This is a genomic window from Lactobacillus sp. MRS-253-APC-2B (assembly GCF_012843675.1).
Taxonomy (GTDB): Bacteria; Bacillota; Bacilli; order Lactobacillales; family Lactobacillaceae; genus Limosilactobacillus; species Limosilactobacillus pulli.
Genome location: NZ_JABAFO010000002.1, coordinates 179,760 through 202,134 on the forward strand (window position 1 = coordinate 179,760; position 22,375 = coordinate 202,134).

19 protein-coding genes are annotated in these 22,375 nt (G+C 47.5%); 16 read left to right on the forward strand and 3 right to left on the reverse strand.

The features are described 5' to 3' along the window. The first annotated feature begins 246 nt into the window (after window positions 1-246). Both HF864_RS02430 and HF864_RS02435 read left to right on the forward strand, forming a co-directional pair. Complete coding sequence (locus HF864_RS02430; protein WP_033934753.1) at window positions 247-522, forward strand: HU family DNA-binding protein; 276 nt, start codon at window positions 247-249, stop codon at window positions 520-522. 294 nt (window positions 523-816) lie between these two features. Next, window positions 817-2,076: a tetratricopeptide repeat protein gene (locus HF864_RS02435; protein WP_169461522.1), complete on the forward strand. Its 1,260-nt coding sequence runs from the start codon at window positions 817-819 to the stop codon at window positions 2,074-2,076. Between the two features lie 228 nt (window positions 2,077-2,304). Here the strand turns inward: HF864_RS02435 and HF864_RS02440 are convergent, their stop codons facing one another. Further along, a complete protein-coding gene (locus HF864_RS02440) occupies window positions 2,305-3,132 on the reverse strand; it encodes a site-specific integrase (RefSeq protein WP_240936853.1) in 828 nt (275 codons plus the stop codon). Window positions 3,133-3,405: 273 nt separating this feature from the next. On the opposite strand from HF864_RS02440, the gene HF864_RS02445 reads away from it, so the two are divergent. The 4 genes from HF864_RS02445 (at window position 3,406) to HF864_RS02460 (ending at window position 8,076) form a co-directional block, all read left to right on the forward strand. Continuing rightward, on the forward strand, window positions 3,406-4,620 hold the full coding sequence (locus tag HF864_RS02445; protein WP_169461523.1) for a CCA tRNA nucleotidyltransferase: 1,215 nt from the start codon (window positions 3,406-3,408) through the stop codon (window positions 4,618-4,620). Continuing rightward, window positions 4,620-6,533 carry an ABC-F family ATP-binding cassette domain-containing protein gene (locus HF864_RS02450; RefSeq protein ID WP_169461524.1) on the forward strand — a complete coding sequence of 638 codons (1,914 nt, stop codon included), beginning with the start codon at window positions 4,620-4,622 and terminating at the stop codon, window positions 6,531-6,533. The genes HF864_RS02445 and HF864_RS02450 overlap by 1 nt, the downstream gene beginning before the upstream one ends. Before the next feature lie 71 nt (window positions 6,534-6,604). Beyond that, window positions 6,605-7,567, forward strand: a complete 963-nt coding sequence (locus tag HF864_RS02455; RefSeq protein WP_169461525.1) for a thymidylate synthase — start codon at window positions 6,605-6,607, stop codon at window positions 7,565-7,567. A gap of 11 nt (window positions 7,568-7,578) precedes the next feature. Beyond that, window positions 7,579-8,076, forward strand: coding sequence for a dihydrofolate reductase (locus tag HF864_RS02460; RefSeq protein ID WP_169461526.1), 498 nt, complete (start codon window positions 7,579-7,581; stop codon window positions 8,074-8,076). Here the strand turns inward: HF864_RS02460 and HF864_RS02465 are convergent. Continuing rightward, complete coding sequence (locus tag HF864_RS02465; protein ID WP_169461527.1) at window positions 8,073-8,711, reverse strand: hemolysin III family protein; 639 nt, start codon at window positions 8,709-8,711, stop codon at window positions 8,073-8,075. The genes HF864_RS02460 and HF864_RS02465 overlap by 4 nt on opposite strands. A 197-nt stretch (window positions 8,712-8,908) precedes the next feature. Between HF864_RS02465 and HF864_RS02470 the strand changes: the two genes are divergently transcribed. The 5 genes from HF864_RS02470 (at window position 8,909) to HF864_RS02490 (ending at window position 16,198) form a co-directional block, all read left to right on the forward strand. Beyond that, on the forward strand, window positions 8,909-9,751 hold the full coding sequence (locus HF864_RS02470; protein WP_169461528.1) for a DegV family protein: 843 nt from the start codon (window positions 8,909-8,911) through the stop codon (window positions 9,749-9,751). Window positions 9,752-10,197: 446 nt separating this feature from the next. Further along, window positions 10,198-10,734, forward strand: coding sequence for a bifunctional pyr operon transcriptional regulator/uracil phosphoribosyltransferase PyrR (gene pyrR, locus HF864_RS02475; RefSeq protein WP_169461529.1), 537 nt, complete (start codon window positions 10,198-10,200; stop codon window positions 10,732-10,734). 29 nt (window positions 10,735-10,763) lie between these two features. Continuing rightward, window positions 10,764-11,852, forward strand: coding sequence for a carbamoyl phosphate synthase small subunit (locus tag HF864_RS02480; protein ID WP_169461530.1), 1,089 nt, complete (start codon window positions 10,764-10,766; stop codon window positions 11,850-11,852). Further along, window positions 11,845-15,030: a carbamoyl-phosphate synthase large subunit gene (gene carB, locus HF864_RS02485; RefSeq protein ID WP_169461531.1), complete on the forward strand. Its 3,186-nt coding sequence runs from the start codon at window positions 11,845-11,847 to the stop codon at window positions 15,028-15,030. Before HF864_RS02480 ends, carB begins: the two co-directional genes overlap by 8 nt. Window positions 15,031-15,157: 127 nt before the next feature. Next, on the forward strand, window positions 15,158-16,198 hold the full coding sequence (locus tag HF864_RS02490) for a zinc-binding dehydrogenase (protein WP_169461532.1): 1,041 nt from the start codon (window positions 15,158-15,160) through the stop codon (window positions 16,196-16,198). A gap of 163 nt (window positions 16,199-16,361) precedes the next feature. Here the strand turns inward: HF864_RS02490 and HF864_RS02495 are convergent, their stop codons facing one another. Then, window positions 16,362-16,769, reverse strand: a complete 408-nt coding sequence (locus HF864_RS02495) for a ribonuclease HI family protein (protein WP_169461533.1) — start codon at window positions 16,767-16,769, stop codon at window positions 16,362-16,364. Between the two features lie 35 nt (window positions 16,770-16,804). Between HF864_RS02495 and HF864_RS02500 the strand changes: the two genes are divergently transcribed. Genes HF864_RS02500 through HF864_RS02520 form a run of 5 tightly spaced genes read left to right on the forward strand, consistent with a single transcriptional unit; the run spans window position 16,805 to window position 22,221 of the window. Then, window positions 16,805-17,206, forward strand: coding sequence for an EbsA family protein (locus HF864_RS02500; protein WP_169461534.1), 402 nt, complete (start codon window positions 16,805-16,807; stop codon window positions 17,204-17,206). After that, entirely contained in the window at window positions 17,199-17,687 is a 489-nt protein-coding gene (lspA, locus tag HF864_RS02505) for a signal peptidase II (RefSeq protein WP_169461535.1), read from the forward strand. Before HF864_RS02500 ends, lspA begins: the two co-directional genes overlap by 8 nt. Next, window positions 17,684-18,604: an RluA family pseudouridine synthase gene (locus tag HF864_RS02510; RefSeq protein ID WP_169461536.1), complete on the forward strand. Its 921-nt coding sequence runs from the start codon at window positions 17,684-17,686 to the stop codon at window positions 18,602-18,604. Before lspA ends, HF864_RS02510 begins: the two co-directional genes overlap by 4 nt. A 33-nt stretch (window positions 18,605-18,637) precedes the next feature. Beyond that, on the forward strand, window positions 18,638-19,714 hold the full coding sequence (locus tag HF864_RS02515; protein ID WP_169461537.1) for a carbamoyl phosphate synthase small subunit: 1,077 nt from the start codon (window positions 18,638-18,640) through the stop codon (window positions 19,712-19,714). A gap of 2 nt (window positions 19,715-19,716) precedes the next feature. After that, on the forward strand, window positions 19,717-22,221 hold the full coding sequence (locus HF864_RS02520; RefSeq protein WP_169461538.1) for an ATP-grasp domain-containing protein: 2,505 nt from the start codon (window positions 19,717-19,719) through the stop codon (window positions 22,219-22,221). Window positions 22,222-22,375: the final 154 nt, after the last annotated feature.

The window sequence follows — 22,375 nt, forward strand, 5'->3', positions numbered from 1 at the left end:
AGTCATTTTTTGGCAGCCGAAGCGATCAAAAGAGGCATATGAACATGATAACGTTCGCAAATCAGCGTTTCATTGAATTTTCATTTAAAAAGTCCTATAAACCGCTTGTCAGCGCGGTTTCACTATGCTAATCTAGTTTTTGAAATGATGCGTGAAACGTTATTGTTTCGTTAATTTTGGACCACTCAAAATTAACTGATCCTATGACGGGGAAATTTCCATCGTCAATGGTGGGAGGTGAAACACATGGCAAACAAAGCACAACTGGTTAGCGACGTTGCTACGGCAACTGGTCTGACGAAGAAGGATGCTACGGCTGCTGTAGACGCTGTCTTCAGTTCCATCCAAGCATCTCTGGCCAAGGGTGAAAAGGTTCAATTAATCGGTTTTGGTAACTTTGAAGTACGGCAACGTGCCGCACGCAAAGGCCGCAACCCACAAACTGGACAAGAAATTGAAATCCCTGCAAGCAAGGTTCCAGCATTCAAGCCGGGCAAAGCTTTGAAGGACGCCGTTAAGTAATTAACGACGGTAAAAAAAATGAAGCGACGATCGTTTTTGACGGTCGTCGCTTTTTATGTCAGCCGTAGTTTTAGATCGCCGCGCCGAATGTGAGCACTGGCGACAGCAATAATAAAGCAATGATACCAATTGAAACGCAATGCCCGGTCGGTTACCAAAATCTTGATGACGTTTTAATCATGGATAACATTACTAAGATTAGACCGTCGAGTTGGTCCAACGATGCTTTGACAAGGGATTGATGCTGATTTTATGTTAAACTAAATAAGCATGATTAATTAAGGGGGAAATAGCGTGACTTTTTCCGAAAAATGTCTCCAGGCAATTGAAGATGGCGATATGGAAACCGCCCAAAAAGAATTCGCCTGGGCCTTACGCAAAGACGATGATGAGATTTTGTACAATTTGGCGGAGCAGCTTTATGCACTGGGATTGATGCCCCAAGCTCGCCGTGCCTATCTGAAGCTTTTGGAGCGCTATCCAGATGAAGATGAATTGCGAACGTCTTTGGCCGAGATTGCCATCGACAATGGTCACAACGATGAGGCGCTGGCCTATTTAACACAGATTGCGCCGGACTCACCAGCCTATGTCCAGGCATTATTGGTGGCAGCTGATCTTTATCAAACCGAGGGACAGTTTGAAGTAACTGAGACCAAGCTCAAACAGGCTTATCAGGCAGCTCCTGAAGAACCGGCCGTTTTGTTTGCCATGGGTGAGTTTTATTATCTGGTTGGTCAGTTTGACAAGGCAATTCCATTTTACTTTGCCTTGATTCAAACCGGGGCCGTTGAATTTGCCAAAGTTGATATCGCGGCACGGCTGGGGATGGCCTATGCTCAAAGCGGTCACTATGAGCAGGCACTGGGCTATCTCAAACAAGTAGCGCCCGAGTATCAGACCAGCGACGTCCGTTTTCAGACCGGGCTGACACAGCTCGAATTGGGTGAGCACAAGGATGCGATTCAAACGCTGACCGATCTGATCAAAGATGATGATCAGTATGCCTCGGCCTATCCAGCATTGGCACGATCCTATGAGCAGACGCAGCAGTATGAGGCTGCTTTAAAGACTGTTCAAGAAGGACTCGGCGTGGATCAGTACAACGAGCATCTCTTTGAATTGGCTGCCAAAATGGCCAGTCACGTTGACGATCTCAAACTGATGCAAAAGTATCTGCAAAAAGCCCATGAGCTGGATCCAGACAATCTGACGATTACTTTGGAATACAGCAATCTGTTGGTTAAACAAGGTGAGCATCAGGCAAACGTTGAATTGATTGCACCGCTGATCAAAGATGATGAGGTTGATCCGCAGCTCTACTGGAATCTGGCAGTATCATATCAGGCATTGGAGAAATACGATTTAGCAGGGCAATGCTACCAAGCGGCGATGTCAAGCTACAATGAGAATCTGGATTTCTTAAAGAATCTCATCAGTTTTTATCAAGAAACCGGTCAGCGCGACTTAATGATCGACGAACTGGAGCATTATGTGCGGCTTAATCCTACCGACAGTGAAATGCAGGAGCGCTTGGATCAAGAAATGTTTTGATTCAGCCAGTCAAAAATGCACAGCTGCAGTAATTGAAAAGAGGCTGGAAATTAACTCAACCTCTATGGATAATAATGCCTCAGCACAGTAGCTGGCTGGCAGTTCAAACACTGATAAATCAGTATTTGAACTACCTAGCCATCCTTGCGGAGGTTCGAAGACAAACTCCGAAAATCGGTTGCAAGCTGATTTTCGGAGTTTTTTCTCACTCTCTTTTGATTGGAAAGTTTATTTGATCTGCAGCAGCAGGCGCTGATAGTAGAGCAGTGATTGTGGATTCAGCCTCAGCATGGTCTGCAGCTCTTGGGGCGTAGCATTGCGATGCTGGGCAAGCTGATAAAGAATATAGCTTTGATGCAGATACTTGGGTGCCAAGCGGATGCCCAGATATTCCTCATCGGCTTTGAGGTATTTGAACAATCCGGCATTGCTGATCCAGGGATGCTCACGGTTGAGTCGCTGCTTTAAAAAAATATCCTGACAGTGCTGCAGCTGCTGGATGGGAGCGATATATTCATCAAATGCCGTCATAAATCGTTTTTCAGCCTCGTTTTTCGGCTGGAGACTGCGCCAGACATCGCCAAAGCCCGGCTGCAAAAACTCGCTGACCGTATAGCCGCGACTGCTTAAAAACAAAACGGCGCGGGTAAAGTATTGAATCTGATCATCAGCCAAAATATCGTCTAATTTAAGCAGCCACTTAGTTGAAAGATGCTGATTGGGCTTGGTGGCCTTGCCGTGAATGGTCAGCGTAGGGTAGGTATCGATTAATTGATGCGTAAACAAAAAGCGGAAATAGCGACTGAGCTGGGAAAGGACCTTGTTAAAAGTTGCCAGCGTAATGTCTTGCTCATCACGCAGCCAGTTCAGATAGGCCCGGACGTCGGTTTCGGTAACGTTTTTGGCGCTTGGATCATGGGCATAGCCGGGGCGCTGATCTTCCAAATAGTTGAACAGTTGCCGCAGTGTGGCATCATAGGCATCAATGGTCATCGGTGCCCGGCCCCTAGCTTTTAATTCACGATGAAACGCCGCTTGGTAAGGGTATTGATCCAAAAGTAAGCTCCTTTCTGATTTGAATTAAGCAGTATTGATTTACCTTAACAATAACGCCAAACCAAACGCAGAGCAAGCAATCAAACTTAGAATTGCCTAACATTTATCTGGCTGAGGTTCACGATAGGCTGATCAATTATTATTTGGATTATCGTATTGTTTAATGCCGATCAATAGTAAATCGTAGTTCTCGTTTTCGACTTCTCTAAAGTTTGCTAAAATAGTTAGGACTGGTTATGACAACCAAATCCACGCAATAAGGAAATGATATCCGTGAAAATCGAGAAACTGCCGGCCATCTTTGAACCTGCGCGTCCAATTTTACAGCGCATTGAGCAGGCCGGTTTTGAGGCATATTTTGTCGGTGGCTGCGTACGTGATACGATCTTGGGTGATGAGATTCACGACATTGATATTGCCACCAGTGCCTATCCTGCTGAAATCAAGCATATTTTTACCCGCACGGTCGATACCGGTATTGAGCATGGTACGGTTATGATTTTGGATCATGGCGTTGGCTATGAGACCACCACTTTTCGAACTGAATCAGGCTACCAGGACTTTCGGCGTCCCGATTCAGTTACGTTCGTTCGCTCGCTGGCTGAGGATCTAAGGCGGCGTGATTTTACGATTAATGCTTTAGCATTGAAGGAAAACGGTGAGGTCATCGATTTGTTTGATGGCCTGGGCGACTTAAAACGGCACTTGATCAAGGCAGTCGGTGAGCCAGCCGAACGCTTTCATGAAGACGCGCTGCGCATGATGCGGGCGGTCCGCTTTGCCAGCAAGCTTGACTTTCAGATTGATGAAAAGACCAGACAAGGCATTCAAGAAAATGCACCGCTCCTAGAAAAGATTGCCATTGAACGGATTCGCGTTGAATTTGAGAAGCTTTTGCTTGGTCAAAATCCAACCGCTGGCCTCAAGGACCTGCTCGTTACTGATCTATACCGCTACTGTCCAAGATTGGCCGATCAAAAAACGGCTCTGGAGCGGCTTTTGGACCTTAAGCAATGGCATCTGAAAACCGAAGCCGAAGCATGGGCAGTGCTGATGCAGGTCATACGGTTTGATCATCCCCAGCGCAATGCATTTTTAAAGGCTTGGAAGACATCCAATGATCTGATCAGCGACGTCCAAAAAATCGTACCAGCCGTCCAAGCAATCTTAAACGATCAATTGACGCCCAAGCTCTTGTTTGACACTGGCGACCGACTGCTGCTCAGTGCCAATCGCGTGGCGGCAATGTTTGGTCACAGCCTAGAAGAACTTGATTTGCGCGATCGCTATCAGGCTTTGCCGATTAAAAGTACAAAAGAGCTGGCAGTTAATGGCGGTCAGCTGATCAAACTGGCGCATGTCAAGCCTGGGCCAAAGATGGGGCAGATTTTGCATCAATTGCAGCAGCGGGTCTTGGATCGCAGTCTGCCCAATGATCAAAATGCTTTGTTGGCGGCAGCTGCACAATTAGCAAAAGAGGAAGATTAATGAAAACATTAAGAGCTGAAAATCTAACCAGCACGTATGGCGAAAAAACGCTGTTTAAAGACGTTTCGTTTATTATCAACGAACAGGATCGGATTGGATTGATCGGTACCAACGGCAGCGGTAAAACCTCGCTATTAAACGTTATCAGTGGGGCAGTCAACGCTGAATCAGGCGAGATCATCAAGCCCAGCGATTATTCGATTGGATATTTGAAGCAGCAGCCAGATCTCGACGAAGAAAAAACCATCATGGATGCTGTGTTTGCAGGGGGCCAGCCGGTCTTTCAAACGATTCGGCAGTATGAAAAAGCCTTGCTGGATTTTAGCGCGCATCCTGAAGATCCTAAATTAAGCGATCGTTTTACCAAAATGCAGGCAGCCATGGATCAAGAAGATGCCTGGGAAGCCGACAGCCGCGTCAAGACGATTTTGACGCAGCTGAAGATCAATGACGCCAACCAAAAAATCAAGGAGCTCTCCGGTGGTCAGCGTAAGCGAGTCGGCTTGGCTCAGGTTTTGATTCAAGAACCGGATCTTTTGATGCTGGATGAGCCAACCAACCACTTGGATATTGATTCAATCATGTGGCTGCAAGACTATCTGGCCAGCTATCGCGGGGCCGTGCTGGTCGTTACGCATGACCGTTACTTTTTGGATCAGGTTGCCAATCATGTTTGGGAGCTGTCGTTTGGCAAGCTGTATCACTATGATGGCAACTATCAAGATTTTGTGGCCCAAAAAGCCGAACGCGTTGAGTTGGCTCAAGAAGGCGAACACAAACGGCAGGCACTTTACAAAAAAGAACTGGCCTGGATGCGGCATGGTGCCAAGGCTCGCTCAACCAAGCAAAAAGGACGCATCAATCGTTTCAACGAATTAAAAGACAACCTAGGCAAGCTTAAGGTTGATGAGGACATTTCTATTGAATTGGGTTCTCAGCGTCTCGGCAAGGACGTAATCGAGATGAAAGATGCCTGTCTAAAATATGGTGATCATGAGATTTTGGATCACTTTAACTGGCTGGTACAGGCTGGCGATCGGATCGGCATTACTGGTGAAAATGGTGCCGGCAAGACTTCGCTTTTAAACGTCATTGCGAACCGGACCAAACTTGATTCGGGCGTTTTAAAGATTGGTGAGACCGTTAAGCTGGGATACTACACGCAGCAGACTGAGGGTATCGATGACGACAAGCGCATGATCAGTTATCTGAGCGAGGTTGCCGATGACGTGGTTGATAAAAATGGCAATCACGTCAACGTCACGCAGCTGCTGGAGCGTTTCTTGTTCCCACGTTTCATGCATGGTACCTTGATTCGTAAGCTTTCTGGTGGTGAAAAGCGGCGGCTGTATCTGTTAAAGATCTTAATGCAGCAGCCAAACGTTCTGCTGTTGGATGAACCGACCAATGATTTGGATATCGGCACACTGACTGTTTTGGAAGACTATTTAGACGACTTTGCAGGTACGGTCATTACCGTTTCTCACGACCGCTACTTCTTGGACAAGGTAGCCGACAACTTACTGATCTTCCATGGTCAGGGTAAGATTGAACGCTATCGCGGCTATTACACAGAATATCTCAAAAAGGCCCAGGCCGATGCTCAAGCAGCTCAGGCGGCCAAATTCGCAGCCAAGGCAGCTGCTAAGAAAACAGCAGCTGCCGTTAAGCCTGTTAAAGAAAACAAGGCTAAGACCAAACTGACCTATGCTGAAAAACTGGAATGGGACCATATTGACGAAGAGATCGATCAGCTAGACGAACGTCAAAAACAAATCGAAAATGAAATGGCCGCAAATGGTGACAACTATGCCAAGTTGGCTGAGCTGCAAAAAGAATTGAATGAAGTGCAAAAAGCCTTGGCAGACAAGACCGAACGCTGGGAGTATCTTAGCGAATTCGTAGATGAATAGTAAAATAGACGCGCCTATCGCAGTGATGTGCTAGAATGAAACTTATTTGATGATTGAAAGGAAGATAAGACATGGCAATCAATGATAATGAGCAGCAGTACCTGGATCTGGCTCGCTATGTGCTGGAACATGGCCACGAAAAAAGCGACCGGACAGGAACGGGGACGCGCTCAGTATTTGGCTATCAGATGCATTTTGACCTCAACGCCGGCTTTCCGATTCTGACCACCAAGTTTGTTCCATTTGGCCTGGTAAAAAGCGAGCTGTTGTGGTTTTTGCGCGGTGATACCAATATTCGCTTCCTGCTGCAGCATAAAAATCATATCTGGGATGAATGGGCCTTTAAAAAATGGGTTGAAAGTCCGGAATATAAGGGCCCTGATATGACGGACTTCGGTCACCGCTGGTTAAAGGATCCTGAATTTAAAAAGGTTTATTTGGCTGAGAAGAATGCCTTTTGTGAGCGTATCTTAAACGATGACGAGTTTGCTAAAAAATATGGTGATTTAGGATTGGTCTATGGCTCACAATGGCGCCATTGGAAGACCAGTGATGGACATTACATTGATCAGATTGCCAAAGTCATTGAACAGATCAAGACGACGCCGGATTCACGGCGGATGATCGTTTCGGCCTGGAATCCTGAAGATGTTGACAGCATGGCATTGCCACCTTGTCACACGATGTTTCAGTTCTACGTCAATGACGGCAAGCTGAGTTGTCAGCTGTATCAACGCAGTGCCGACATCTTTTTGGGCGTGCCGTTCAACATCGCCAGCTACGCGCTTTTGACCCACATGATTGCCAAAGAGTGTGGTCTGGGCGTGGGCGAGTTCGTGCACACATTAGGGGATGCCCACATCTACAGCAACCATATCGATCAGATCAAAGAACAGCTTTCCCGGACGCCACATCCAGCACCAAAACTGATTTTGCCTGATGATCCTAAGCCGGTTGATCAATACGAAATGACCGACATCAAGCTGGAAAACTATGAGCATGAGGCCGGTATCAAGGCTCCAGTAGCCGTCTAAGAGGTGTTTTTATGAATCAGCTTGACTTTATCTGGGCCCAGGATCCAGATGGCTATATCGGCAAAAATGGTACTATGCCATGGCATTTGCCAGCCGATCTGAAGCATTTTAAGGCTGTTACGCTCAATCATCCCGTTATTATGGGGGCCAATACGTTTAAGTCGATTGGCCGGCCACTGCCCAAGCGTGAAAACATTGTCTTGACTCATCAAGAGCTTGACGATTCTGGGATTACGGTAATTCACAGTGTTGATGAGCTGCAGAAATTGCTCAATGATCGATTGGCAGATCAGCACTGCTTTGTTATCGGTGGGGCGCAGATTTATCAAAACTTGCTGCCAATGGCGGGGGATCTTTATCGCACGGTTGTTGAGCAGCGTTTTGGCGGTGATACCAAGATGCCGGAAATTGACTATCAGGCTTGGCACCTGGTTGATACTGAAAAAATAAAAAGCGATCAGCCAGAAAAGATTCCTGACTGTCGCTTTGAGCACTGGGTTAAGAACTAAACGTAAAACAAAATTGAAAAGTAGATGAATGCCGTGCCGACCATAACGAAAAGATGCCAGATCAGATGCGTGTAGCGCGTTGGCATGCTATAGAGCAGAGCACCCAGAGTATAGGTGATGCCGCCTGCCAAAAGCAGACCAAAGCCAACCGGTCCCAATGCATGCCACAGCGGCCAGAATGCCAGTACGCACATCCAGCCCATAATCACGTAAAAAATCGTTGACCATTTGCTTTTCTTTTGAAACCAGATGCTTTTATAGACGATACCGCAGGCAGCCATGGCCCAAATGATGCCAAACAGCGTCCAGCCCTGCCAGCCTTTAATGGCAACCAGACAATAAGGCGTGTAGCTGGCAGCGATCACCAGATAGATCATATCATGGTCCAGAATCTGAAAAACGCGTTTGGCACGTGTGAAGATCAGTGAGTGAAACAGCGTTGAGGCCAAAAAGAACAGTACCAAAGCGGCTCCGTAGATCGAAAAGGTAACGATGCGCATTGGATTACCGGTATGGGCAGCGCGCACGATCAAAATTACCAGCCCGGCAATGGCTAAGGCGGCACCAACCCCGTGCGTAATGGCATTGGCAATCTCAATCAAAAGCGTTTGGTGACGTGATGTTGAGTTTTTCATTGAAAATAGATGGCTCCTTTCGCAAAGTGCTCGGCGGTGAAATCAGCCGGTATTTCTGCTATACTAAAGTTAATTATAAAGGCGGTTTGCAAGCCCAGTAGACTAAGTTTATAATGTATTTAGTCTTAAAAATAATGTATCTAGTTTTCGATACTAGATACATTATATCAAACTTGATCAGGAAGTGGGTAATTTCCATGTCAAAGATTAAAATTGTGGCTGACTCTTCAGCTGGCCTTACCGACGAAGAAATTAAGAAATATGATATTACGATCGTACCGCTGTCAGTAATGATTGACGGGACGGTTTACGTTGAACGAGAAACGATCACCAATGATCAGTTTCCAACGATGATGAAAAATGCCAAGTCGCTACCTAAGACCTCACAGCCGCCGATTGGCAAGTTCGTTGATGCCTTTGACCAGGCAGGTGAAGACGGCAGCGAGGTGCTGTGCGTAACGATGATGGCATCGATCAGCGGTACGGTTCATGCTGCTGAACAGGCTGCCAACATGACGAAAACCAAGGTAACGGTTTATGATTGTCAAACTACTGATCGCTGCATGGCGTTTCAAATTATTGAAGCCGCTAAAGTCATTGAGAATGGCGGAACGGTTGCTGATGCAATTGCCAAGATGAAAGACGTCTTTCAAAAGAGTAAGCTTTATCTGGCAATCGACAATCTCGACAACCTGGTTGCGGGTGGCCGAATCAGCAAATTTGCCGGTGCCCTGTCACGCTTTATGAATATCAAGGTTATGCTCCAAGTCTATGATGGTGAGATTCACGTGGCTTCTAAAGGCCGCGGGATGAAGGCCATTCATAAGGAATGGGACAAGATCTTAGATGAGATGGCAAATGGCCCTAAAGTTTTAGGCGTTGGTATCTCACACGTTGAGGGAATGAGCGAAGTTGAGCGCTTAAAAGAAAAGGTTCAGGCAATCTGCCCCGATCTGCCAATCGTTGTTCGTGAAACGGTACCAATTATTGCCACGCACACGGGCCTAGGTGCCTGCTGTCTGCTTTACTATACTGAGTAATCAAGAAGTCTGATGCGAAATTGCATCGGGCTTTTTTAATATCTACTGATGTATAAAAAATGAATAAAAATCATTAAACAATCAAAGTAAAATGATTTAATTTATTTAAATAAATGAGAATATCAGCAAAGATAAATGCAAAAAGATGGTCAAATTTAAGCGTATAAGGTCTAAAAAAACGTTTTTTCTGATTAATATGTAAGCGCTTGATTTTGAAACAATAATCATTAATTTTAGAAATATGCTTGACAAACGCATAGCTATCCATTAAATTAAATAACAATCTATATGTCCTTTAAATTTAGTCCCGTGAGGCTAGCAAGGCAGTATCGTTTAAATTTGGTCGACGTTTGGTCGCGTTTTTTAAACAATATGTTGGAGCACTGGTTCACGAGTCGTGAGGCAGTGCTTTTTTATTGGACAAATTTTGTAAGGAGTTTGGCGAAATGAAAGAATTTTATGATGCGATGGCCATGAAACGGGCCTTAACGCGAATCACCTACGAAATTGTCGAAAGCAATAAGGGTACGCAGAATCTGGTTCTGGTTGGGATCAAGACGCGGGGAGTCTATTTGGCGCGCCGCATTGCCGATCAGCTGCAGAAACTGGAAAACGTGCAGGTACCGGTTGGTGAGCTGGACGTTACCAACTATCGCGATGATCGACGACCGACCGTTAGCAATGAAGATCTAAAGCTGGGTGCCGACATCAACGATCAGCGCGTGGTATTGGTCGATGACGTATTCTTTACCGGCCGCACGACACGAGCAGCATTGGATGCCATTATGGACCAGGGACGGCCACAAAGAGTGCAGGTGGCGGTACTGGTGGATCGGGGACATCGTGAGCTGCCGATTCGACCTGACTTTGTCGGCAAGAACATTCCTACGTCCATGCAGGAGCGCGTAAAGGTTAATGTAAGCGAGATTGATGGTCAAGACAGCGTCGTTTTAATCAAGCAAAACGAAATGGCACGGGCTTGATTGAGATCGTTTAGAAAAGGGAGATTGCAATGAAACGTTATTTGATTATGGAGGATGGCTCAATCTATGAGGGCGAAGGCTTCGGTGCCGATGTTCAAACCACGGGCGAAGTCGTCTTCACCACGGGGATGACTGGTTATCAAGAAGCGATTACCGATCAATCATATGCCAATCAGATCCTGGTATTTACCAATCCACTGATCGGCAACTATGGCGTAACGCTGGACGATTTTGAATCGCTGCAGCCACAGATCAAGGGCGTCATCTGTCGGCAGGTAGCCCGTATTCCAAGCAACTGGCGCATGCAGGATACTCTGCCGGCCTTTTTGGAAAAAATGAACATTCCAGGACTGCAGGGCATCGATACACGTGAATTGGTTCGCAAGCTGCGGCATTTCGGCACGCTGCGGGGACGAATCGTCGACTCAATCGAAAATGCAGCCAGCCTGATTGATGAATTAAAGACGCAAAACCCAACCCAAGGCATTATCAGCCAAGTCTCAACCAAGACGCTTTATCCTAATCCTGGGACCAAGCGCAATATCGTGGTCGTTGACTTTGGGGCCAAGCACAGTATTTTGCGCGAACTGGCAAAACGAGAATGTAATACGATCGTGGTGCCATATTCAACAACTGCTCAAGAGATCTTAAATCTGCATCCTGATGGCGTGCTGCTTTCAAATGGCCCTGGCAACCCTGAAGAAATGACAGCGGCTGCCAAAATGGTTGCTGAGATTGAAAAGCATCTGCCGGTCTTTGGCATCTGCATGGGACATCAGATTTTTGCCTTGGCCAATGGTGCCAGTACCTACAAGATGAAGTTTGGTCACCGCGGATTCAATCATCCAGTCAGAGACATCGCCTCTGGTCAGATCGTGTTTACTTCACAAAATCATGGTTACGCGGTTGATCCAGCTTCAATCGATAAAGAAAAGCTGATGATTACGCATATCGAGATCAACGACGGTACCGTTGAAGGACTGCGGCATCGTCAATATCCGGCATTCTCGGTTCAGTTTCACCCAGATGCCGCCCCAGGTCCGCATGATGCCGACGGTTTGTTTGACGACTTTATCAGCATGGTAGATCAACGAAAGGAAGCACGCACCAATGCCTAAACGGACAGATATTCATAAAATTTTGGTAATCGGCTCTGGTCCAATCATCATTGGTCAGGCAGCCGAGTTTGACTACTCAGGAACCCAGGCCTGCATGGCCCTGCGCGAAGAAGGCTATGAAACGGTACTGGTTAACTCTAATCCGGCAACGATCATGACGGACACGGAAATTGCCGATCACGTCTATATTGAGCCATTAACGGTCGAATCGGTTTCGCGCATTATTCGCCAGGAATATCCAGATGCAATCCTGCCGACTCTGGGGGGACAGATCGGCTTGAACCTGGCAGTGGCGCTGGGCAAGACGGGGATCTTGGATGAATTGAACATTCAGATGCTGGGTACCAAGCTGGATTCGATTGATGAGGCCGAGGACCGGGAAAAATTCAAAGAGCTGATGCAGCGTTTAAACGAGCCCGTGCCTGCCTCCAAGACGGTGGCCACGGTTGATGAGGCCCTTGAGTTTGCTCATGAGATTGGCTATCCAGTCATTGTACGGCCTGCGTTTACGATGGGTGGCACTGGTGGTGGCATGTGCCATAATGACGATGAATTAAAGACCATTGCCGCCAACGGCCTTGATTTGTCACCAGCAACGCAGTGTTTGATTGAAAAATCGATTGCCGGCTATAAAGAAATCGAATTTGAGGTAATGCGTGACGCCGCTGACAATGCCATGGTGGTCTGCTGCATGGAAAACTTTGATCCGGTTGGTATTCACACTGGCGATTCGATCGTGTTTGCACCTTGTCAGACGCTTTCCGACCGTGAATATCAGATGCTGCGTGACTGCGCACTCAAGCTGATTCGGGCGCTTAAGATTGAGGGAGGCTGCAACGTTCAGCTGGCATTGGATCCCAACAGCTATCAATACAACGTAATCGAAGTTAATCCGCGGGTATCGCGTTCCTCGGCCCTGGCCTCCAAGGCGACTGGGTATCCGATTGCCAAGATGGCTGCGAAGATTGCCGTTGGTCTGACTTTAGATGAAATCAAAAATCCGGTTACCGGGACGACGTTTGCCGAATTTGAACCGGCCTTAGACTACGTAGTCTGCAAGATCCCACGCTGGCCCTTTGATAAGTTTACCCATGCCGATCGCCGCTTAGGCAGCCAAATGAAAGCCACTGGTGAGGTCATGGCAATCGGGCGCAATTGTGAAGAGGCCTTTCAAAAAGCCGTTCGTTCTTTGGAAATCGATCAAAAAGACCTGTTTTCAAAAGCGGCTCAGCAGGCAACCGATACCGAATTAGAAGATAAGCTGGTACATGTTCAAGACGATCGCATCTTTTATTTGGCTGAGGCGCTGCGGCGTGGCTACAGTCTGGCGGACCTGCATGAATTAACCAAGATTACGGTCTACTTCTTGGATATCATTAAGCACATCGTTGAATTAGAAGAACAGATCAAAGAAAATCCCAACGATGCCGCAACGTTAAAACTGGCCAAGCAATACGGCTTTTCTGATCCAACAATTGCCGATCTGTGGCAGACTGATGCCGACAGTGTACGGCAACTGCGATTGCAAAACGGCATCGTACCGGTCTACAAGATGGTGGATACGTGTGCAGCCGAGTTTGAATCACAGACCCCTTATTTCTATAGCACCTATGATCATGAAAACGAAAGCGTCAAAAGTGAGCGACCATCCGTTCTGGTAATTGGCTCGGGTCCAATCCGGATCGGGCAGGGGGTTGAGTTTGACTATGCGACCGTTCACAGTGTCAAGGCGATTCAACGTTTGGGCTATGAGGCCATTGTCATGAATTCCAATCCTGAGACGGTCTCTACCGACTTTTCGGTTTCCGACAAGCTTTACTTTGAGCCGCTGACACTAGAAGATGTCTTAAATGTAATTGATCTGGAAAAGCCAATGGGTGTCATCGTTCAGTTTGGTGGTCAGACGGCGATTAATCTGGCAGCTGGCCTGGCTGAACATGGCGTCAAGATTCTGGGGACGACCGTCAAGGATCTAGATGCCGCCGAGGACCGGGAAGTGTTTGACCAGGTAATTAAGGATCTCAAGCTCAAGCAGCCAATCGGACTCACTGCTACGACGGGGGTCGGCGTCTTAAAAGCGGCCAAGGAGATTGGCTACCCAGTGTTAGTTCGGCCAAGTTATGTTTTAGGCGGTAAGGCGATGGAGATCGTATATAACGAAAAAGAGCTGCATGAATATCTCAGCCAAAACGCACCAGCTGCTGAGGATCACCCAATTTTGGTTGATGCTTATCTTCAAGGTCGTGAATGTGAGGTTGACGCGATCTGTGACGGCAAAGAAGTGCTTTTGCCAGGGATCATGGAGCATATCGAGCGGGCCGGCGTTCACTCTGGGGATTCGATGGCTGTTTATCCGCCACAAAGCTTTGACGATGATATCAAGGCACAGATCGTTTCAGCCACCAAAAAACTCTGCGTAGCCTTAAAGTGCGTGGGAATCATGAACATTCAATTCATTATTCATAACCATGAGGCGTACGTTCTTGAGGTTAACCCGCGGGCCAGTCGGACAGTACCATTTTTAAGCAAGATTACCGGTATTGAAATGGCTCAAGTAGCGACTCGCGTAATCTTAGGCGAGTCGCTGGCCAGCCAGGGATTTGAGGATGGACTGTACCCAGAATCCAAGACCATTCATGTCAAGGCCCCCGTCTTTAGCTTTAATAAGCTGGATGATGTTGACAGCTACCTGGGGCCTGAGATGAAGTCTACTGGTGAGGTCATGGGTAGCGATCAAACGTTTGAAAAGGCACTCTACAAAGCATTTGAAGGCGCCAAGATGCATCTGCCGGACTATGGCAACGTGCTGCTGACGATTGAGGACCGCGACAAGGAAGTAATTCTGCCATTGGCCAAGCGCTTTGCCAAGATCGGCTACCGAATTTTGGCAACGGATGGTACGGCCGACTTTTTAAAGCAGTTTGGACTGCACGTTACGACGGTTGGCAAGCTGCATGAAGCAGATACCAAGCGGGCCAACATTTTAGACGTGTTAAAGAACAATGACGTGGATCTGGTTATCAATACCATGGAGCATGACTATGAAAAGGCTTCGGATGGCTTTGTGATTCGGCAAACGGCCATTGAGCATAATATTCCGCTGCTGACGGCACTGGATACCGTCAACGCGCTGCTCAAGGCCTTGGAGAGCCGCTCATTTGCCACGCAGGCACTATAGTTAAAATGACTCGTCTAATATTAGGCGGGTCGTTTTGCTTGGGGTTGACTTAAAGTACACTTTAAGGAATATGATAATCCTGTAATGATGATTAGATGCGTTGATTATCCAAACAGGAGGAACCATTATGAAAACAGCAATCTTTGCAGAACCTGGCAAAATGGTAATCAAAGAAGTTGCAAAGCCAACGCTGCAGGCAGATGATGATGTGATCATTCGCGTGATTCGCACCTGTGTTTGTGGATCGGATCTGTGGTCCTATTCACAAGGCGATGCAAAAGAGAAGAACTCCATCAATGACGGTCATGAGGCGCTGGGCATCGTTGAAGAAGTTGGCAGTGCAATTACGACGGTCAAGCCAGGTGATTTTGTCATTGCGCCGTTCACGCATGGCTGTGGACATTGTGCTGCCTGTTTGGCTGGCTATGACGGAACCTGTGATGAGCACCAGGGCTATTCCAACTGGAGCAATGGCTTTCAATCTGAATATATTCGGTTTACTTATGGCAACTGGGCACTGGTCAAGATTCCTGGTCAGCCAGCCGACTACAGTGAAGGGATGATGAAATCATTTATGACGCTGGCCGATGTCATGGCAACCGGCTACCATGCTGCCAGAACGGCTGATGTCAAGCATGGTGACCGCGTTGTCGTTGTTGGTGATGGCGCGGTTGGTCAATGTGCCGTGATTGCAGCCAAGATGATGGGTGCCTCACAAGTTGTAATTATGAGTCGGCATGAGGATCGGCAAAAACTGGCCCAGGAATTTGGTGCAACGGCCTATGTTGCTGAACGTGGCGAAGAAGGCGCGCAAAAAGTCAAAGAGCTGCTTGGTGGCGGGGCTGATGCAGCCTTGGACTGCGTTGGTTCTGAAGCCTCGATCAATCAATGCCTGGCGGTCGTTCATAATGGTGGTCACGTCAGTCGCATTGGCGTACCTCATGGCAATGTTGATCCATTCACGCTGTTTGCCCGCAATATTGCTTTGACAGGTGGTTCAGCAAGTGTAACGACCTATGACAAAAACGTGCTCTTAAAGGCGGTTTTGGATGGTCAGATCAATCCAGGCAAAGTGTTTACCAAAACCTACACGCTGGATCAGATCAATGAGGCCTATCGCGATATGGCTGACCGTAAGACGATCAAATCCTACATTGTAATTGAGTAACCCAAATAGTCGAAAAAATCGTCCTGTCTGCAAGGCAGGGCGATTTTTTCGACTAAAAATAATGCATGAATGCTTAATTTACATATAGTAAGATGAGGGCGGTTAAGAAATTATTGCGACCAGTGGATTATTGATCAGAACTGGACAAAGTTTGTTATACTGATTACTGATGGTCAGCTTGATTAGTCTGCTCATGTAAAGCTTGATTAGCCAATTGGTGAGCACCTTGGTTTTCTTTTTCGGGAACCCACTGTATGACGACCATTTTGAAATCATCCATGCTGGCCAAAAGCTCGTCCAATTCTTTTTCATAGTGACGCGCATGTTCCTTACCTACGGCATCGCTTAATAGACGACTGTCGGTATAAAACAGTACGGTTTCTTGATTGGAAAAATGCTTTTTTAAATAGGAAAAACCTTGAATTGCCGCGGCGAACTCACCTTGATGATTGGAAGCAAGCGGCAAAAAAGACTTAAGCTGTTGCTGATTGCCATCTTTGACGATTAGGATTCCCAGTCCGGTCGGGCCCGGATTACCTTTGGTAGCAGCATCGGTATATAATTTGATCATTTGATTACCTCGGAATTGATTAGGGAGTGAAATTTTTGGAAGAAGAAAAACGCTACTTTTATCAGCCGGATTTAACCACGGCCACGATTCAATGGTGCTGGTTGCTTTTAATTGGGATCGCCGGTGTCGTGGTCTGGCTTGAAATTACCCATTTTAACTGGATTACGGCCTTGCTTTTGGCGATCTTTATTATTCTAGCAGTTTTGGCGATCGGTCGTCGCTCAGTTTTGGTTACGCCAACCAAAATGGTATTTGACCGGATGCTGCAGAACCGCTTTTTGGTGATTCCACTAAAGGACATTCGCCAGCCACGCTTTACCAAGCATACGCTGACAATGACGGTTAATGGTGAGGTCATGACGTTTACGTTTTCGGCGCGCTCGATTAATTCGCTAAAGATTACTCTAGGCAACGCGGTGAAAAAAGATCATGAGTAAGACCAAACGAAAGCATATAAAAAACAAGTCGTTATTGCCATGGTACCTGGTTTTGATTGTTGCCTTGGTGGCGATTGATCAAGCAGTTAAGCACTGGGTTACTCAAAATATTCCTTTAAACAGCAGCAAAACCTTGATACCGGGGCTGCTTGATCTGGATAATCTGCATAATACCGGGGCTGCCTGGAGCATGCTGGAGGGACGCCAATGGTTCTTTGCGATCATAACGGTAATTGCTATTATCGTAGTTGCTTGGCTGATGTGGAAAAATAAAACCGCAGCCTGGATGATGACGGGACTGTCTTTGATTATGGCCGGCGCGGTCGGCAACTTTATTGATCGGCTCAGCCAAGGATATGTGGTGGACATGTTTGCGCTGCAAAACGTCAATTTTCCAGTCTTCAACGTTGCTGATGCCTGTCTGACGATCGGCGTGTTTATCATGCTGATCGTAGTACTGAAAGAGGATGATCACAAATGAACGAAGAACGACAAATTGAGATTGACGCGGATCTGACTGGTCGCATTGATAAGGTTTTAGGCCATTTTTTAAGCGACGTTTCCCGCTCGCAGCTGCAAAAATGGATTGAAGATGGCCATGTAACCGTCAATGGTCAGGTCGTTAAAACCAAGTATAAGCTAAAAGCCGGCGATGTGGTCAAAATCATTCCTGAAGCACCACAAACGATTGATCTAGAGCCGGAAGATATCCCTTTAGATATTGTCTATGAAGATGATGACGTAATCGTTGTCAACAAGCCAGCGGGGATGGTGGTCCACCCTGCTCCTGGGCATCCTGGGCATACCCTGGTCAATGCATTGCTTTACCATTCGCCGCTTTCAACAATCAACGGCGAGTTTCGACCTGGTATCGTGCACCGCATCGATAAGGACACTTCGGGACTTTTGATGGTGGCCAAAAATGATCTGGCTCATCGTAGTCTGGCCGCCCAGCTAAAGGCCAAGACTAACCAGCGTGAGTATGTCGCACTGGTTCATGGAGTAATCAAAGAAGACCAGGGGACAATTGATGCGCCACTGGGTCGATCTAAAAAAGACCGCAAGAAGCAGGCCGTCGTAATGGATGGCCGCCATGCTGTTACGCATTTTGAGGTAGTGAAGCGTTACCGGCACTATACCTTGGTTAAATGCCGTCTGGAAACTGGCCGTACGCACCAGATACGGGTTCACATGGCCTATATCGGCCATCCATTGGCTGGCGATCCCTTGTATGGACCGCGTAAGACGCTGGCTGGACCAGGACAGTATCTGCATGCGGGCCTGCTGGGCTTTAAACACCCACGGACCGGTCAGGAGATGACTTTTACCGCACCATTACCAGACTATTTTACCAAGATGCTTGAGCATTTAGACAAAACTGACCGCCGGGATGAATAGACAATTGGCGGCTGCAAAGTGAGATGAGATTGGATGACAGCAAGATATTTGATATTTGAGGATGGCTCCATCTTTGAGGGTGAGGGATTTGGCTCGCCTGCCATAACGTTTGGTGAGATGGTTTTTAATACCAGCATGACGGGATATCAAGAAATCATTACCAACCAAATCTACCATAATCAAATCGTCGTTTTTACCAACCCCAATATTGGCAACTATGGAATTCAACGCAACATCTATGAGTCGATTGTGCCTTCAATCAAGGGTGTTGTCTGCCGCAATCTGGCACCATTAAAGGAGCGTCGGCATGGCACGACTTTGGATCAGTATCTCAAGCAGATGAACATTCCAGGCGTGACCAACGTTGACACGCGGGCCATTGTCAGACATCTGCGCAAGGTTGGCAAGCCGATGAAGGGCAGCATCGTGCCAGTTCCTGATGATCATGCGTTTGATCAGCTGCATGCCACCGTTTTGACCAATCAGCAGGTGGCTCAGGTTGCTACGCCAAAACCGTTTCCTAATCCTGATATCGGTTTAAGCGTGGTCGTGATTGACTTTGGTCTTAAAAACGGGATCTTAAGAGAGCTTTCGCGGCGCAAGTGCAACGTAACCGTATTACCATACACAGCCAGCGTTGACGATATTTTACGACTTGATCCGGATGGCGTTGTCCTATCCAGTGGTCCAGGCAATCCAGAATCTTTGAAGCGTTCAGTGCTGGAAATGATCAGACAGGTTGAGGCTAAGGTACCACTATTTGCCATTGGCCTAGGTCATGAGCTGTTTGCCCTGGCCAATGGCTGTAAGGTCGAGCGCTTGGCAACCGAGCACCATGGTATGAATCACCCAATCAGAGAGATTATTACCGATCATATCGTCTTTGCTTCGCAAGGTGAAGGCTATGTGATTCGGCGCAACTCAGTCGATCGCTCACAGCTTTTTATTACCTACGTCGATATGCTTGACGGTACGGTGCAAGGATTGCGGCATCGCCAATATCCGGCGTTTTCTGTGCAGTTTTTCCCGGATGGTGCGCCGGGGCCGGATGAAACCAATAATCTTTTTGATGAATTTATGGACGTTATGAAGCAGCGAGAGGGGGACTGACCATGAAAAAAGTACTTCTGATCGGTGCAGGTGCAGACAGCATCGAGCATGGCGATGAGCTGGATGCAGCCGCTTTTCAGGTGGCCAGTGTCTTAAAAGCTGAAGGCTTTGAGACGATCTTAATTGACGACAACCCATTTTCATTTACTCTGGATTGTCCTGATGCCATTGACCATGCCTGCATCAAGTCGCTGACGGTTGAAAACGTCGTTGATACAATCAATGAATATCATCCCGATGCGATTATCCCGACGCTTGGTGGCCGCCGGGCCTTTGAATTAATGCAGGCAGTCGGCGAGACGGGAATTCTGCAGGCTGATGACATTGAATTGATCGGTGTCCCAGAAGCGACGATTCGCCAGATCAACAATCCCATGCTGCTTGGCAAGACGCTGCATAATCTTAAGGTCCCCACCAAGGCTATCTCAAAGGTCGATAATTTTGTGGATGCCTTAGAAATGGTCAACCGGGTCGGCTATCCAATTATTGTACGCTCGGTTTTACCTAAGGGGCCTGGCTGGCGCTCTTTGGTACATGACCAAGAAGAGCTTAAACGGGCCGTGGCAGTTGGACTAAGGCAATCGCGCTCGGGACAGATTACCGTTCAGCAAAGCTTAGCCGGGTTTAAGGAAATCGAGGTCGTGGTCTTAAGAGACAGTTTTGGTACGATGATGCAGCTGGCCTGTGTTGAAGATATTGATCCAATTGGCATTCATGCGGGTGACTCAATCGCCATCGCTCCGGCCCAGACGCTGCTTGACCGTGAAATTCAAGATATGCGCGACACGGCATTTGCCATTACGCGCAAACTTAGAATTGTTGGGGTCAACCACGTGCAGTTCGCTTTGGATCAGGCTAATGGCAAGTTTTATGTAATCAAGAACAATCCTTATTTTGATCGCTTAACGGCTTTTGCGGCTACTGCCACTGGATATGCGCTGCAAAGCGTCTGTGGCGAGCTGTATGCTGGTAAGACATTGCGCAATATTCACCTAGACCATGGCTATTACAAGCATGCTGCCGTTACGGAACCGATCATGGATCATGTGGCCGTACGGATGCCGGTCTGGCCCTTTGCGGAATTACCCGATGCTGATCGTCAGTTGGGGACGCGTAAAAAGTCAACTGGTACCATGATTGGCGTAGGACGCAGCCTGACTGAAGCGATGTTTAAGGCGATTAGTGATTTTCCACGCCTTGAGCAGGATTCACGACTGGCTAAGCAAGACCAGCTTTCAGATGACGAATTGGTGCAGCTTTTGATTCATCCGCAGGCCGGACGTCTGTTTACATTGCTGGCAGCTTTACGGCGTGGCTACACGGATGATGAGCTAACCGAGCTGACCAAGATTGACCCATATTACTTTGCCTGTCTGCGTCAGATGCAAAGCTTAGAAGACGAACTCAAAAATCATCCTGGCGATGCCAAGCTGTTGGTAAAGGCCAAGTACTGTGGCATGAGCGATGAAAGCATTGCCAAGATTTGGAAGTGGCCAACGACCAGAGTAGTTGCAATGCGTGATGAGCAGGTCATTCACCGAACCTTTAAAGAGCTGGAACCGTCTGCTGGCGAATTTGATCAACATACCAGTGTCTTTTACTCAACCTACGAAATGGAAGACGAAGCCAGTCCAAGTCCATCACCAACTGCGGTCGTCGTCGGTACCGGTCCGCTGCGTTTAGGAAATGGTACGGCCAGTGACTACTTTGTTGCCAACACTTTGCGTGAGCTGCGTGATCATGGCTACCAGACCGTGATCGTCAACGACAATCCCAGTTCGGTGACCCTGGCGCCGATGCTGGCTCGCAAGCGCTATCTGGAGCCGCTGCAATCAGAAAATATCCGCGCCGTTTTGGACGTTGAGCATCCCGAGGTAGTCTTGATCCCAGCCAGTCGTCATGAACTGATCGATCAGCTGGGACCAATTGCCAAAAATATTCAGATCGCCGAGATTCCTGAAGATCAGCGGCCGGCATCGTTAGCAGTCGGTGAGCCATTGGACAGCTTTAACGCGCTGTTTGACGGTCAGCTGGTCTATCCACTGGGGATTACGGCCGATCTGCAGTCAACTGATGATCTGAGCTATCAGCCAACCGCTCAGCGTTTTCCGGCCCGCTTGACGCCGCTTGATTTTGGAATGCTGGAAAAACAGGGCAGCCAAGCCATCAGTGAGCAAAGCGAGCCCGGGCTGTATCAGGTTGTGTTTGTCCATCGTTTTGATGGATCGTTTAAGCAGCTGCTGATACAGCATATGCCACTGCCTGAGATTGCCTTTTTATCTAAGGTATTAGGTTTGAATCTACCGGGGATTACGGTCCGGATGGCATTAGGACGGCTTGATGGCGATGCCTTAAATGAGGCGCTGATTCCCAATGGTACAACCAAAATGGCGGTCTACCGAGCAGTCTTTCCATTCAAGTCGCTGCACCTCAAGCATCAAAAGCCAACTATCAATCGCGTTTTAGGCGGGCAGATGCAGTTTTTGAATGGCGAGGATTTTGATTGAAATTGATAAGAGGCTGGGAATTAACTCAACCTCTTAACTATTTTATGGATAATAATGCCTCAGTGCAGTAGCTGGCAGTTCAAACGCTGATAAATCAGCATTTGACCAACCTAGCCATCCTTGCGGAGCTTTTTCTTGCTCTCTTTTATTTTAC